The organism is Francisella salimarina (genome assembly GCF_007923265.1).
Classification (GTDB): Bacteria; Pseudomonadota; Gammaproteobacteria; order Francisellales; family Francisellaceae; genus Francisella; species Francisella salimarina.
Map to the genome: position 1 here is coordinate 138,451 of NZ_VOJA01000004.1, position 13,388 is coordinate 151,838.

Sequence of the window (13,388 nt, forward strand, 5' to 3'; positions counted from 1 at the left end):
ATTACTTTTTATGAGTAGCTTGGTAATGTCTTGTGATAATCCACTGTTGTAAGATACTAATTACGTTGTTAGTTAACCAGTACAGTACTAGACCAGATGGGAATGAAGCAAATAAGAATGTAAATATCACAGGTAAGAACATCATTATCTTAGCTTGCATAGGATCTGCAGGAGCTGGAGATAGTTTTTGCTGTAAGAACATTGATATACCCATAAGTATAGGTAATACAAAGTAAGGATCTTTCATTGATAAGTCATGAATCCAGAAGATAAAAGGAGCTTGTCTTAGCTCTACAGATTCTAGTAATACCCAGTACAGTGAAATGAAAATAGGAATCTGTATAAGCATAGGTAAACAACCACTTAGAGGGTTTACCTTCTCTTCTTTATACATTTCCATCATTTTCTTACCTAGAGCCTGACGATCATCTTTATATGTTTCTTGTAAGCGTTTGATTCTAGGTTGTAACATTCTCATTTTTGCCATAGAGCGATAACTCTTAGCAGAAAGAGGATAGAATATGAGCTTGATCAGGCAGGTTACAAGGATAATAGCTAAGCCCCAGTTACCTACTAGTGAATGTATGTGATTCATCACCCAGAAAATTATCTCTGAGAAGAATGATAACATTCCGTAATCTAGAGTTTTTTCTAGGTTAGGAGCTAAATCTACTAAGTTGGCTTTAATAATTGGTCCACTATATAGTACTGAGTCTATATTTTCTGATTGACCAGGTGCGATCGAAAGTCCAGTGTAAGCACCTGCTTCAAATACATCATTGTTTAGGTTTTTATAGTAAATTTTTGAGTCATTTGATTGTGGAATCCAAGCGCTCATAAAGTAATGCTGTATGAAAGCAACCCAACCTAGACCTTGACTACTTATAACCGTTGGCTGACCGTTAGTTTTTGAAATGTCTTTGAAAGATTCTTTTCTGAAAGAGTCATTAGCTGTTGAGTAAGCGACACCAGTAAAAGTATAGCTGTGAGCATTTAATAGGCTAAAGCTATCGCCCGCTGGATTAAAGTCTCTAGCTAATGAGTCATCAATAATAACATTTACAGGCGCTGAAGTTGTATTTTTAATATTCTGAGATACAGATATATTGTATTTAGCATCATCAAAAGTATATGTTCTAGTTATTTCTAACCCATCAACATTTCCAGTAAGAGTTAGTACCTGTTTTCCATTTTCTTTTTTGATTCCCTGACTTTCAAAATTGACATTAATAGGCTTTTTGTTGATAACAATAGTACTTTTAGCAATATATTCTGAACCTTGCTTATTTGTAAGCAGAGACATTGGGGTTTTATCATCAAGACTAATGCTATAATCTTCTAATGATGCTGAAATAATAGCACCATCAAGTAAGCTGATCTTAAGATTTTTGAATACATCTGTGTTAATAGTTACGCTTTTAGCATCATCATATTTTGAGAAACTTGTAGTTTTCGTTAATGATGCTTTTGCATCAGATGTTGACACGTTCGTTGTGGCAGGAGTATCACTATTATAGTGACTATTGTCTTGTTGAGTTTGAGTCGTTTGTGATTGACTGCTTTTTGATGGGAAAGTTTGCTCCCATCTACCCATCAATGAGATAAGCATTATAGCTATCGTGACTAATAGTAGTATTCTTATATGATTAGCTTTCATTGTTTATTATTAACCTTTTTATTTTTACAAGGAACCGGATCGTAGTAGTCTCTTTTTGCAAACGGATGACATCTTAAGAGCCTACGGGTACTTAAATATAATCCCTTTAGTATACCATGAGTTTTTAGAGCTTCTAGAGCATATTCTGAACAAGTAGGATAATATCTGCATCTAGCAGGTATAAAGGGGCTTATACAATAGCGGTATAAATTGATTAGAGCTATAAAAGGAACTAGTGTAATTCTTTTAAAAAATTTTCGAAATTTTTTATCGAGTGCCACAGTTCTTCCTTAGTCGCTTGAGCAGCTGGTTTTTTACTTAAAACTATCAAGCATTTGTGTTCTAAGATATCTTTGTGTAAGCGAAAAGATTCTTTAATAAGTCTTCTACAAAGATTTCTTTTAGTAGCCTTTTTGATGCTTTTTTTTGGTAAGATTGCACAAATACCTGGCTCTTTATGAGTTCTGTGACTTAAAAGGAATGTGAAATGTAGGGTGCTGAGTTTTTTATCTACATTACCAAAGGCTTGTTTAATCTCACTTTTATCGAGTATATTTTGCTTTGTTAGGCAAAAGTTACGCTGCAAGCTTTGCTCTACCTTTAGCTCTTCTGTTTCTAATAACTTTTCTTCCGCTTAATGTTTTCATGCGAGCACGGAAGCCATGAGTTCTTTTTCTTTTTAAGTTTGAAGGTTGGAATGTTCTTTTCATTTTAATTTCCTCTTTAAAATTCTAATCTTTATTTAATACATTACAGAAATAGTTTCGGTATTCTATAGAAAAAACCTTAGTTAGTCAAATACTAATTGCTAGAGTTGGAGCATGGTATTAGATTCATCTCTGATAATTGTTTCCAAGATTTATCAGGACAGTTTTTAGGTTTTTCAGAGGGGAAGCAGTAGCCTTGCCATCCTCTATAGTTTTCAACCTCTAAACATTTTTTGAACTTTTTGACGCTGAGGTATGCAGGTGTCCAAGTTGCGGAGTTTGAGCCAACTAGTTGTTCTTGTTGCTTAGGTTGGTCTATGGCTGGTATGTTACCCTCTTTAGCTTCCTTACTTAAAGGAGATGGTGTAGCATTCATTGCCATAGGCGTTGCATGATCGCTGGGTTTAACTGAGTTAGCTTCCGTTAGGGCAGGATTAACGTTAACATCAGAACCACTACTAGCTAAGCTATTGTCTATTGTGGCATTTGCAGAAAAACCAATAGAAACATACAACGCAGCCACAAAGAAAGTACATATTTTTTTCATTTTCTCATAATAAGTATGTCAATTTATATAGCTCATATAATATTTATTTTCTTTCCAGTATTCAAGTTAATGATTCTTGCTATGATATAATTCATACAAAATTTACAAGGTTTTTTTAATTTTATGCAAGATTTGTATCATGTAATTGGTTATCCAGTTAAACATAGTTTATCTCCCAAAATTCAGATGGAATTAGCTGAGCAATATCATCAAGATATACTTTTTACAGCTGTTGAAATTAAGCCAGAGAATCTAGCAACAAAGATTCAAGAGTTCCGTGATAATTCTCAAATTAAAGGGTTAAGTGTAACTGTACCACATAAGGAAAAAGTATACGATTTAGCAGATGATGCAGATGATACTGCTAAGGCTGTTAAAGCTGCTAGTAATGTTGTTTTTACCGAAGATCGTAAAATGATAGCTCTAAACTATGATGGTTTGGGTATAGTTAATGATATTAAGAATAACTACAAAATAGGTTTTGTAGGTAAAAAGGTTCTTGTTGTAGGTGCCGGAGGAGCTGCCAAAGCAGTTATTGCAGCGGTTATCAAAGAGTCTCCATTATCTGTGAGTATTACTAATAGAACCAAAGTAAAGGCAGATGCAGTAAAAGGTCTATTCGGGTTAGATGATAAAATAGATGTGATTGATTTTGATGATATCAAAGAATCATTTGATATCGTGATTAATTCAACATCATCAAGTATTTATGGTGAATTGCTTCCTTTACAGAAAACAAATTTTAATAGAAACGCATTTGCTTATGATTTGATGTATAGTTCAGATGGTGGGACTATTTTTACAAAATGGTGCGAAGATAACGGTATTAAGGCTGCAGATGGTAAAGGAATGTTAAAAGAGCTTAGTCTTGCAGTATTTAAGTATTGGCGAGGATTATGACTAATGTAGTCATTGTGCTAAAATATTTCTATGTAGTATCTACTAGCATAACTGCTTCTGAAGGTTAAGTTGAAAAAAAAGATATTATTCCTTGGAGTCGGTGGTATTGGAGTTTCAGCGCTGGCTATTGCAGCCAAAAGGTTAGGTGCAGATGTTGCTGGTTATGATAGTGTACCGAATAAGCTAACTGCTAAGCTAGAATCTTCAGGTATTTCAATATTTTCAAGTCCCACTAGTATTGATGTTTCAGTCTATGATACTGTAGTATACTCAAGTGCAATTCTTGATAGCCATCCATTGTTGTCAAAGGCACGTGCTTTAGGGGTGCAGTGTTTACAAAGAGCGATGTTTCTAGCGTTATTAATGAAAGATTTTAGGTATAGCATCGCAGTCACCGGAACTCACGGTAAGACTACAACATCAAGTATTTTAGCTACATTGCTATGTAAGCTTGATACAACTAGTAGTTTTGTTGTTGGTGGTGTAGTTAAATATGCTGACTCTAATATTCAGGTTAATGGTACAGACAGATTAGTTATAGAAGCAGATGAAAGTGATGCTTCATTTTTATATCTAAACCCAAATGTCGCAATAGTTACGAATATTGATCTTGATCATATGTCGACATATAAAAATAGCTATGACAACTTACTTGAGAACTTTGCAAATTTTTTGATGAAAGAAAGTATCGAAAATATATATTTGTGTGTTGATGATTATGGTTGCAATGATTTGCTAGAGAAGTATCGTTCGCAAGTAATAGGAAATATTGTATCCTATGGGTTTGCTACAAACGCAAGCGCTCAAATATATGACTACAGGGTAAATGGAAGCTTAACCTCGTTCTCTATTAAATATAAGTCTAGCAAATATGATTTTAAATTAGAGTTGCCTGGCAAATATAATGTTCAAAATGCTGCAGCATGTGTAATAACATGTCTAGACTCGGGGTTTAGATATGAGGATATTTATAAAGCATTAATTACAGTGAAAGGTGTTGTGAGAAGATTTGATATATATACTAAGCGAATATTGGGTCATGAGACTCCTATTGTTGATGATTATGGACACCATCCTGTAGAAGTTGTAAGTAGCATTGGAGCTGTGAGAGATAGGTATCCGGATAAAAAAATAATACATGTCTTTCAGCCACATAGATACACGCGCAATAGGGATTTGTTAACGGACTGGTCAAAAGCCTTATCTTTAGCCGATCAGCTAATAATACTTCCAACATATTCAGCGGGAGAGCAGGTTATACAGGGAGCTGAGAGCCAAGATCTTATCAGAAATATCCCCAAAGCGCTTATGGCTGATAGTTTTGATCATGTGCTTTCTCTCTTAGAGAAGCTTGTGGATGATAATATGGTTGTGTTAATTCAAGGAGCGGGAGATATTACAAATTTGGTGGGTATGATAGGTGAATAGTATAGAAAAAGGAACTCTTTATGTTGTATCAACGCCTATTGGTAATTTACAAGATATAACTTATAGAGCTATGAACATTCTGAGTGATGTTGATGTGATTCTAGCAGAAGATACACGAATGACAGCTAAACTATTGGCTAGCCTTAATATTCGTGGTAATCAGAAGTTAATTTCTTGCCATGATTTTAATGAAGGGTCACGAGTTGATTATGTCAAAGAGCTTTTGAGTGGAGATAATAGAGTAGCTTTGGTTAGTGATGCAGGTACACCATTAATTTCAGATCCTGGTTATAAAATAGTTGCGAGCTTACGCAAGGACGGTCATAAAGTAATTCCAATACCAGGTGTTAGTGCTGTTATTACAGCACTATCTGCTGCAGGCATACCGTCTGATAGTTTTATGTTTAAAGGATTTTTGTCAGCAAAACAAGCTAAAAGGCAACAGCAAATCCGTGACTTCCAACAAGCAAATACAACAGTAGTAATATATGAGTCTGTACATAGAATTACATATCTTTTGAATGATTTGTTAGAGATAATGCCTCATAACAATATCGTTGTTGCTAAGGAACTTACCAAGCAGTTTGAAAAATTTGTTGCTGGTTCAGTAGAAGAAGTGCATAAGTTTTTTAAGGATAATCAAGATGTCATAAGAGGTGAGTTTGTCGTTATTATTGATTGTAATAATGGCGATGTTGACGAGCAAAATAATTTAAAAGTTGATATCGATGACCTATTAAAAGATCTGCTTGAAGATATTCCCGTTAAAAAAGCAGTGAAGCTGGTAGTTAAACTAACTGGTGCAAAAAAGAATGATATATACGAAAGGGCATTAGTCATAAAAAAAGAAGTAACTGGTTAGTTTATTTACTAGTTCTGAATTTCTGTATTTGTACTCTTAGCATGTTGATTCTGAATATTCTTCGGAAGCTGGCTTTCAAAGCCTTTTAAAAAAGAGTCTTTATCTTGCTGGTTTTCTAGATTAGTGCTATAGAATGCACCCATGATATAGCTAAACTCAGCTACTTGCTGTTTTGAAAGAGTATATTTTTTGTTATTTAAACCTGCCTTCATGCCACTAATAAATGATTTTTCATCTAGAGTTGATGGATTATGATTTTTGGGTATTTTAAACAAATTAAAACCTAAGCTATAGCTAAATTGATCTTTGCTGATATCTTTAGGAAGAGTTTGAGTATTGCTTTTTAGTATTTCTCTAAGTTTTGTGTTTTCTATAAGCTTAAATTTTGATTTAGTGCTATTATAATGATCAGATATTCCAGCTATAACCGCTTGTGGATTGTATAGATCACTTTTCGGTTTGGGAGTAAACAGGAAGCCTTTTTTAAGGCTACTTTCACCAGTTCTATACCCCATCGAGAAACTAACTTTTTCTATATCATAATCTTTTAAGGAAATACTATCTTGATTATTTATTCTATCTCTTAGACCTTTATAGAAGTCTTCTAAAGAGTATTTTTCATCCGTACCACAGATATTTTTATCTTTGAGTTCTTTTGCAAAATTTACAGCATTATTGTAGTAGTTTTGAGAGTTTGTATTTACTATTTGTGAGCTGATACCCAAAGATATGCTTAGTAGACAAATTAGAGGAATATATAATTTTTTAAGAATTTTAGTTAGCATAAATTCAAAAACACATTTGTGCTAATAGATTGTTTTGTTGCTATACTATAAATATAAAACTATAAAAATAAAATATTATGCTACAGCGCGTGTTTTATACTTTAGGTCAGATGTTTAAATGGCGAAAAGCTCTTAGGCTATCAGATACTAATCATTTGGAGACTATAATAAATTTAACTCCAGAGATGCTAGTTAAGAATCAAGTAAAATATCTTGCTTTAGATTTTGATGGGGTTTTAGCAAGTCACGGTAAGCCTGAAATGCATCCTGAAGTTATGGGTTGGCTTACGAAATTTGTTACTAAATTTTCAGAAGATAGAGTTTTTATTCTTTCTAATAAGCCTACTCAAGAACGACTAAAATATTTTAACAAACATTTTCCTCAGATAAGATTTATATCTGGTGTTGCAAAAAAACCTTATCCAGATGGTCTTAATAAAATACTAGAATTGGTTGGTTGCCAGCCTGGTGAGTTAGCGCTTGTTGATGATAGGTTGTTAACAGGATGTCTTGCTTGCTTGATAGCAGGTTGTTATCCGATACTGATAACTAGTCCCTATGTTGATAGAGATAATTACACAAAAGAAGAGAGATTCTTTGGTTTTCTTCGCTATTGCGAGCAAAAAATATTTCCGCCTAAACCGTAATTACTAGTATTTTGTTTGATTATTACTTAATATTATATTAGTAGCTTTAAATTAAAATTTACTTATGACAAAAAGAATTTTCTGGTTGGCTTCAATGCTCTTTTGGAGTATTGGCTTTTCTAACCCTACATTTACTCAAACTTTTTTTGATGACCATGATTACTCGACTGAAGGAAACTTTGCGGTCAAAAATCAGGGCTATCGAAATGATGCGAAGATAAAAATATATAATCATGATTTTAGTAAGGATGATTCAGAAAATTATAATTGTGCTTTTACCAGCTCTGGAGAAGTAAGGTGTGGAGATTATCAGATTAAAACCCCTAAATTTAAAGACAAAGATTTGGCTAAAAAGATATCTCGACATTATAAAAAACTTCAGGATGTCAAAGGTGTGAGTAAGGGTGATGACTTTAACTGTGCCCTTGATGATAATAACGATGTCTATTGTTGGGGTAGTAATAAGAGAGGTCAATTAGGTAGTGATACTGATGCGAAAAAAGTTAAAAAGCCTCTAAGAGTAGACATAGATAATAGTATTAACTTCAAGAAGGTGTATACAAAAGCTCACTATGCGTGCGCTTTAGATGAAGAGGGTCATGCATATTGTTGGGGTGATGGAAGTAATGGTGAGGTTGGTAATGGTAAAAAAGGTCTTTTTGATAAACCACAGAAGGTCCAGACAGATATCGAATTTAGTAGATTAAGCATGGCGACTACTTATACCTGTGGTATTGAAAAAGATACAAATGATCTATATTGTTGGGGTAAAAGTCAAAATGGTCAAAAAAATCTCGATTCAACTGTACCTGTAAAAATGTAGCCACAAATGCCTCACGATACAAAGCGCTTTCTTACAAACTCTAAAAGTTCTAAGATACTTACTGAAATTATTAATCAACTTGAAGATTGTGAAGAGTTTGTTATAAGTGTTGCTTTTGTGACTTTAGGTGGAGTTATCTGTATTTTAGAGACTTTGCGTCAATTAAATGCTCAAGGTATAAAGGGCAAAATCTTAACAGGGTGTTATCTAAATTTTACAGAACCTAAAGCTCTTGAGAAGCTCATGGAGTTTGATAACATCGAGCTAAAAGTTCTTAGTGATGATAACTTCCATGCCAAAGGTTTCTTTTTTCGTAATAAGGATAGTTGGCGAATAATTCTTGGTAGCTCAAACCTTACTCAGTCAGCACTTACAGTAAATAATGAATGGAATCTGCTTTTTGAAACTTCTAATAATGACTCAACAACGGAGCAAATTTTAGCAGAATTTGATTATCTTTTTGCTAAAGCAGAATATGCTAGAGATATCATTCAGGAATACAGTCAAATATATCAACAAATAAGTAGTGATATTGCTAGCTATAGATCTATCGACACTAAAATATCTCCCAATAAGGTTCAACAAGATGCACTTGAGAATCTGAATCGATTAAGACAGCAAGGCAAAAATAAAGCATTAATAATTAGTGCTACAGGGACTGGAAAAACTTTTTTAAGTGCTTTTGATGTAGCAAAAGTAAAGCCGAAAAGGTGTTTGTTTATAGTACATCGTACAAATATTGCAATAAAGGCAAAAGAGACTTTTGAAAAAGTAATAAGAGATAAAACACTTGGCCTGTATACAGGAGAAGTTAAAGATCCTGCAGATTATCTATTTGCTACGGTACAAACGCTAAAAACCCCTAAAACATTAGCAAGCTTTGAGACAAATGAGTTTGACTATATCATAGTTGATGAAGTTCATCATGCAGAAGCACAAAGTTATAAAAAAGTTTTATCACACTTTAAGCCAAAGTTTTTACTTGGGATGACTGCTACTCCAGAGCGGAGTGATAATGCTGATATCTTTAAGCTTTTTGATTATAACATTGCTTATGAAATTAGGCTTCATCAGGCGTTAGAATATAATTTTCTTTGTCCATTTCACTATTTTGCTATAGAGGATTTTTATTTAGAATCAGAGCAGGTTTTTGCGAAGGATTTTTCTAAATTAATTAGTGACCAACGAGTTGGGCATATTATTGATAAAGCTAATTTCTATGGTTATAGTGGCAAATCACGATCAGCTTTAATGTTTGTTAGTAATGTTGATGAGGCAGTACAACTTGCGACTAAGCTCAGTCAAAGAGGTATCAAGGCTAAAGCTTTATCAAGTCAAGACTCAGAGCGTGTAAGACAAGAAACTATTGGTGAACTTGAGAGTGGGTTACTTGAGATTATTGTTACAGTAGATATTTTTAATGAGGGTATTGATATTCCATGTGTTAATCAGGTTATCCTTCTAAGGCCTACTCAAAGCGCTATAGTCTATATACAGCAGTTAGGGCGTGGACTGCGTAAGTATAAGTCTAAAGACTTTGTTGTGATTTTGGACTTTATCGCAAATTATAACAACAATTTTCTCATTCCTGTGGCATTAAGTGGAGATAATAGTTATGACAAGGACGAGCTTAAAAAGTTTGTAGTCTCACCAAATAATTATTTAGCTGGTGAAAGCACAATTACCTTTAGTAATATTGCTAAGGAAATAATCTATAAAAATATTCAAAGGACAAACTTCTCGCAACTAAAAAATATAAAAAAAGATTATGTTCAGTTAAAGAAAGAACTAGGTAGAATTCCTAGATTAGTAGACTTTCAGGAATATAACTTTATCTCACCAGAGGTTGTTCTATCGACTAAAGATACTTATTATGATATTTTGTTGGCTTTTAAAGAAAGTGTAGTGAGTTTAAATCAACGACAATACAATATTATAAAGTTTATTTCTAGAGAGTTTACCCCAGCAAAAAGGCTTTATGAAATTTTAATTTTAGAGGAGCTTTTGAAATCGAAAACTATGAGTAAGGCTTATTTAGAGAAAGTGTTACGTAATAGTTTAGGTGATTTTGATATTATAAGTTTTACAAATGCACTAGAGCATTTGTCTCTAAAAATATTTACAGTAAATGCCGGTAGAGCAGATTATGAGCCTCTAATATCTGTGGATGAACAAGAGATTAGGCTACTGATATCAGATGCTATCGATGAAAGCAGATTCTTGTATGAGCAAATTAAGGATCTAATAGAGTATAACAAGTTAGTTTATTTTCAGAAATATAATCTAAATAAGTCTCATGGATTATCGTTATATGCAAAATACTCTAAAAAAGAAATTGCCTATCTATTTAATCAAGATTATGCCAATGGAGGAGTTAATCTTGCTGGATATAGATCTTTTGAAGATAAAGTACTACTGTTTATGACATTTGATGAGAATAAAAAATTTGATACATATGATAATAAGTTTCTCTCAAAACAGACCTTTTCATATTACTCAAAAAAAGGTAAGACTCTTGGTGATCGTTTAGAAAATGCTCTTAGCCAAAATCGATATAAAAGCTATGTTTTTGCACGAGTAAATAAAGATAATAGTTATATTTATCTTGGTATAGTTGCTAAGTGTCTAGTTGCTAAAGAAATAATTGCTGAAAAAAAGTTTGTTGAGTATATCTTTGAGTTAGAGAAGCCTCTAACAAATGAGATTTGGCATTATTTTAAAGCTGTTTATAAAACCAAGATTTGATGCGTAATTAAATGATTTTTTATTTTTGTTTGTTATAATGGAAATTGAAGGAAGAACAAATTTGGAGAATCCTAATGGCATACAAAAAAGTTTTATTAGCTGTGAATGTTTATGAAAATGCAGACATCGTTATTAACTCTGCAGTAGACTTCGCTAAAAAGAATAATACAGAAGTTTTAAAGGTTGTTACAGTTATTGATTGTGTAGCTCCATTTGCACCATCTATAGTTGATTTTCAACACTCTATAGAGCAAGAAGCAAAAGAAGCTTTAGATAAGCTTGTAGCTAAGATTTCAGGTATCAAGGTTGAGCATGAAGTACTTGTTGGTAACCCTGCAGTTGAAATCGTTGATTATGCTGAAGAGAGCAGTTGCGATGTGATAGTTTTAGGTTCTCATGCAACTCATGGTATAAATTTACTTCTAGGTTCAGTAGCGAATGCTGTTCTACATAAAGCAAAATGTGATGTGCTAACGGTGAGAGTTAGTGAGAATGAAAAAGAAGCAAGTAAAGCGCATAACTATCAAAGGCTTCTTGTACCTACTGATCTTGAAAATGACTCATGTTCCGTTGTTGAAAAGGCAAAAGATGTTGCAAAGCTGTATGGTTCAAAAATTGATACTGCGTTTGTTATACCAAATGATAGTATCTCTTTAATGACATATGAAACAGAGAAGGTTGAGCATGCAATAGAGAAGTTTGCAGATAAAAATGGTATCACTGGAGAGAAGTCTGTGATGATTGGTGGTATCGCTAACAGTTTATTAGAAAAAGCAGCTGAAAATAAAAATGATTTGATAGTTGTGGGAAGTCACAGAAGAAGTGCTATTGGTAGATTTTTCTTAGGCTCTACAGCAAATAGTATCTTACATGAAGCTAATGTTGATGTCTTAGTTGTAAGACTTAAGTAATTACCGTTTTTCTCTTTTTTCATAAAAATTAAATTCTAAAAAAACTCATAAAAAGACTCAAAAAAGTGTATTTCTTTTGAAAAATATATTTAAATAAAAGAATCGGACAAAAAAATAAATACTTTTTATGAAAAAATTATTAGTACTTTTAGCAAGCTCAGCAGAGTGGTATGAGTTTACTGTATATTCATTTTGTGCAGGATATATTGGTGCAGCATTTTTCCCAGGTGATCATTTTATAAAATTTTTAGCTGCCTTCGGGGCATTTGCTGCAGGATTTTTAGCGAGACCTCTTGGTGGAATAATATTTGGCTATATTGGGGACAAAAAAAGTCGCTCTACAGCTTTAGCATTAGCGGCATTTTTTATGGGGGTACCTACTGTTGGGATGGCATTATTACCGTCGTATGCAACTATAGGTATTTTGGCTCCTTTACTTTTAGTTGCTTTTAGAATTTTACAAGGTATAGCTATAGGTGGTCAGTATAGTGGTTCAGTTGTTATTCTTGTTGAGGCAGAGTCAACATTATTCGGTAAGGCTAAAGCTGGTGTAAATGTTATAACTAGTGCTTTTGGAGGGATATTGTTAGCGATTGTAACTTTTCAAGTTATTAGATATCTAATTCCAGATGAGACTATGGCAAATGGTGGCTGGAGAATACTTTTTGGTATAGCAATTATATTGGTTGTTCTGTCGTTTTTCATTAAGCATAGTGGCGATGAAAAAGAGCCTGAAAAATCAAATGTGAGTCTAACTAAAGTGATACTTAAAAACTATAAAAGTTTAATATATATGATTTTATTATGCTTTCCTGGTGCAGTTGTTGCTTACTTCCAGATTACAATTTTACCTAATATAATTAAGAAAATATTAGGTCATGCAGATGTTAATGTCGCAGTATTGACAACTATTAGTATTATTATGTTTATCGTTACATGTAATATTGCTGCTAGACTTACTAAGTATTTTAAAATAAAAACGATTACTGCTTTTGGTCTTGTCCTGATGCTTGTAATCTCACTTCCTATGTATGCGCTATATAAAGCTAATAGCGATTTATTGATAGTCTTCTTTGTGACTATGGGAGCAATATTTGGAATATTCTATGGCAATATTATGGTGTTGTTTACAGAGTGTTTGCCTAGAGAGATTCGTTATACTGGATTTGCTTTAGCTTATAATATTGGTTTTGGTGTGTTTGGTGGTTTATTGCCATTCTTATGTTTCTTTTTAGCTTACTCTATATCTGATTATATGGCTGTGGGCATGATTTGTATAAGTGCGCTTGTTGGTTTGATAACGATATATAAATTCGAGCCAGAAAATCTTAAAAAGTCTATAATAAACGATAACTAGTACTCAAAGAGTTTCTTTA

At 33.1% G+C, this 13,388-nt stretch carries 14 protein-coding genes; 8 read left to right on the top strand and 6 right to left on the bottom strand.

Features of this window, described 5'->3' with window-relative positions:
• Window position 1 precedes the first annotated feature (1 nt).
• From yidC to FQ699_RS06140, 5 genes are all read right to left on the bottom strand, one after another.
• Window positions 2-1,657: a membrane protein insertase YidC gene (gene yidC / locus FQ699_RS06120; RefSeq protein ID WP_146421595.1), complete on the bottom strand. Its 1,656-nt coding sequence runs from the start codon at window positions 1,655-1,657 to the stop codon at window positions 2-4.
• Window positions 1,654-1,938, bottom strand: coding sequence for a membrane protein insertion efficiency factor YidD (yidD, locus tag FQ699_RS06125; RefSeq protein ID WP_013921850.1), 285 nt, complete (start codon window positions 1,936-1,938; stop codon window positions 1,654-1,656). Before yidD ends, yidC begins: the two co-directional genes overlap by 4 nt.
• Window positions 1,890-2,243, bottom strand: a complete 354-nt coding sequence (rnpA, locus tag FQ699_RS06130; RefSeq protein WP_146421596.1) for a ribonuclease P protein component — start codon at window positions 2,241-2,243, stop codon at window positions 1,890-1,892. Before rnpA ends, yidD begins: the two co-directional genes overlap by 49 nt.
• Window positions 2,233-2,367: a 50S ribosomal protein L34 gene (gene rpmH / locus FQ699_RS06135; RefSeq protein ID WP_003014180.1), complete on the bottom strand. Its 135-nt coding sequence runs from the start codon at window positions 2,365-2,367 to the stop codon at window positions 2,233-2,235. The genes rnpA and rpmH overlap by 11 nt, the downstream gene beginning before the upstream one ends.
• Window positions 2,368-2,458: 91 nt before the next feature.
• Complete coding sequence (locus FQ699_RS06140; RefSeq protein WP_146421597.1) at window positions 2,459-2,911, bottom strand: hypothetical protein; 453 nt, start codon at window positions 2,909-2,911, stop codon at window positions 2,459-2,461.
• 123 nt (window positions 2,912-3,034) lie between these two features.
• Between FQ699_RS06140 and FQ699_RS06145 the strand changes: the two genes are divergently transcribed.
• The 3 genes from FQ699_RS06145 (at window position 3,035) to rsmI (ending at window position 6,101) form a co-directional block, all read left to right on the top strand.
• On the top strand, window positions 3,035-3,811 hold the full coding sequence (locus FQ699_RS06145) for a shikimate dehydrogenase family protein (RefSeq protein ID WP_146421598.1): 777 nt from the start codon (window positions 3,035-3,037) through the stop codon (window positions 3,809-3,811).
• A gap of 69 nt (window positions 3,812-3,880) precedes the next feature.
• The gene (gene murC / locus FQ699_RS06150; protein WP_146421599.1) at window positions 3,881-5,239 is read left to right on the top strand and encodes a UDP-N-acetylmuramate--L-alanine ligase; all 1,359 of its coding nucleotides are present in this window, start codon (window positions 3,881-3,883) and stop codon (window positions 5,237-5,239) included.
• Entirely contained in the window at window positions 5,232-6,101 is an 870-nt protein-coding gene (gene rsmI, locus FQ699_RS06155; RefSeq protein WP_146421600.1) for a 16S rRNA (cytidine(1402)-2'-O)-methyltransferase, read from the top strand. The genes murC and rsmI overlap by 8 nt, the downstream gene beginning before the upstream one ends.
• 8 nt (window positions 6,102-6,109) lie before the next feature.
• Here rsmI and FQ699_RS06160 read toward each other — a convergent pair whose 3' ends face one another.
• The gene (locus FQ699_RS06160) at window positions 6,110-6,886 is read right to left on the bottom strand and encodes a hypothetical protein (RefSeq protein WP_146421601.1); all 777 of its coding nucleotides are present in this window, start codon (window positions 6,884-6,886) and stop codon (window positions 6,110-6,112) included.
• Window positions 6,887-6,963: 77 nt separating this feature from the next.
• Here FQ699_RS06160 and FQ699_RS06165 point away from each other — a divergent pair, with 77 nt between their 5' ends.
• The 5 genes from FQ699_RS06165 to FQ699_RS06185 all read left to right on the top strand — a co-directional run bounded on the left by FQ699_RS06165 (window position 6,964) and on the right by FQ699_RS06185 (window position 13,369).
• Complete coding sequence (locus tag FQ699_RS06165; protein ID WP_146421602.1) at window positions 6,964-7,533, top strand: YqeG family HAD IIIA-type phosphatase; 570 nt, start codon at window positions 6,964-6,966, stop codon at window positions 7,531-7,533.
• Window positions 7,534-7,597: 64 nt separating this feature from the next.
• Window positions 7,598-8,356: an RCC1 domain-containing protein gene (locus FQ699_RS06170; protein WP_146421603.1), complete on the top strand. Its 759-nt coding sequence runs from the start codon at window positions 7,598-7,600 to the stop codon at window positions 8,354-8,356.
• Window positions 8,357-8,362: 6 nt separating this feature from the next.
• The gene (locus tag FQ699_RS06175) at window positions 8,363-11,101 is read left to right on the top strand and encodes a DUF3427 domain-containing protein (RefSeq protein ID WP_146421604.1); all 2,739 of its coding nucleotides are present in this window, start codon (window positions 8,363-8,365) and stop codon (window positions 11,099-11,101) included.
• 74 nt (window positions 11,102-11,175) lie between these two features.
• Window positions 11,176-12,012 (top strand): universal stress protein, encoded by an 837-nt coding sequence (locus tag FQ699_RS06180; protein ID WP_146421605.1) that lies wholly within the window; start codon window positions 11,176-11,178, stop codon window positions 12,010-12,012.
• Between the two features lie 127 nt (window positions 12,013-12,139).
• Window positions 12,140-13,369 carry an MFS transporter gene (locus FQ699_RS06185; RefSeq protein WP_146421606.1) on the top strand — a complete coding sequence of 410 codons (1,230 nt, stop codon included), beginning with the start codon at window positions 12,140-12,142 and terminating at the stop codon, window positions 13,367-13,369.
• The last annotated feature ends 19 nt before the right edge of the window (window positions 13,370-13,388 follow it).

What these genes read in the sequence shown, in the direction of transcription:
- yidC (WP_146421595.1), bottom strand. Translation starts at nt 1,657, where the DNA reads ATGAAAGCTAATCATATAAGAATACTACTATTAGTCACGATAGCTATA.
- rpmH (WP_003014180.1), bottom strand. Translation starts at nt 2,367, where the DNA reads ATGAAAAGAACATTCCAACCTTCAAACTTAAAAAGAAAAAGAACTCAT.
- FQ699_RS06140 (WP_146421597.1), bottom strand. Translation starts at nt 2,911, where the DNA reads ATGAAAAAAATATGTACTTTCTTTGTGGCTGCGTTGTATGTTTCTATT.
- FQ699_RS06145 (WP_146421598.1), top strand. Translation starts at nt 3,035, where the DNA reads ATGCAAGATTTGTATCATGTAATTGGTTATCCAGTTAAACATAGTTTA.
- FQ699_RS06160 (WP_146421601.1), bottom strand. Translation starts at nt 6,886, where the DNA reads ATGCTAACTAAAATTCTTAAAAAATTATATATTCCTCTAATTTGTCTA.
- FQ699_RS06165 (WP_146421602.1), top strand. Translation starts at nt 6,964, where the DNA reads ATGCTACAGCGCGTGTTTTATACTTTAGGTCAGATGTTTAAATGGCGA.
- FQ699_RS06170 (WP_146421603.1), top strand. Translation starts at nt 7,598, where the DNA reads ATGACAAAAAGAATTTTCTGGTTGGCTTCAATGCTCTTTTGGAGTATT.
- FQ699_RS06175 (WP_146421604.1), top strand. Translation starts at nt 8,363, where the DNA reads ATGCCTCACGATACAAAGCGCTTTCTTACAAACTCTAAAAGTTCTAAG.
- FQ699_RS06180 (WP_146421605.1), top strand. Translation starts at nt 11,176, where the DNA reads ATGGCATACAAAAAAGTTTTATTAGCTGTGAATGTTTATGAAAATGCA.
- FQ699_RS06185 (WP_146421606.1), top strand. Translation starts at nt 12,140, where the DNA reads ATGAAAAAATTATTAGTACTTTTAGCAAGCTCAGCAGAGTGGTATGAG.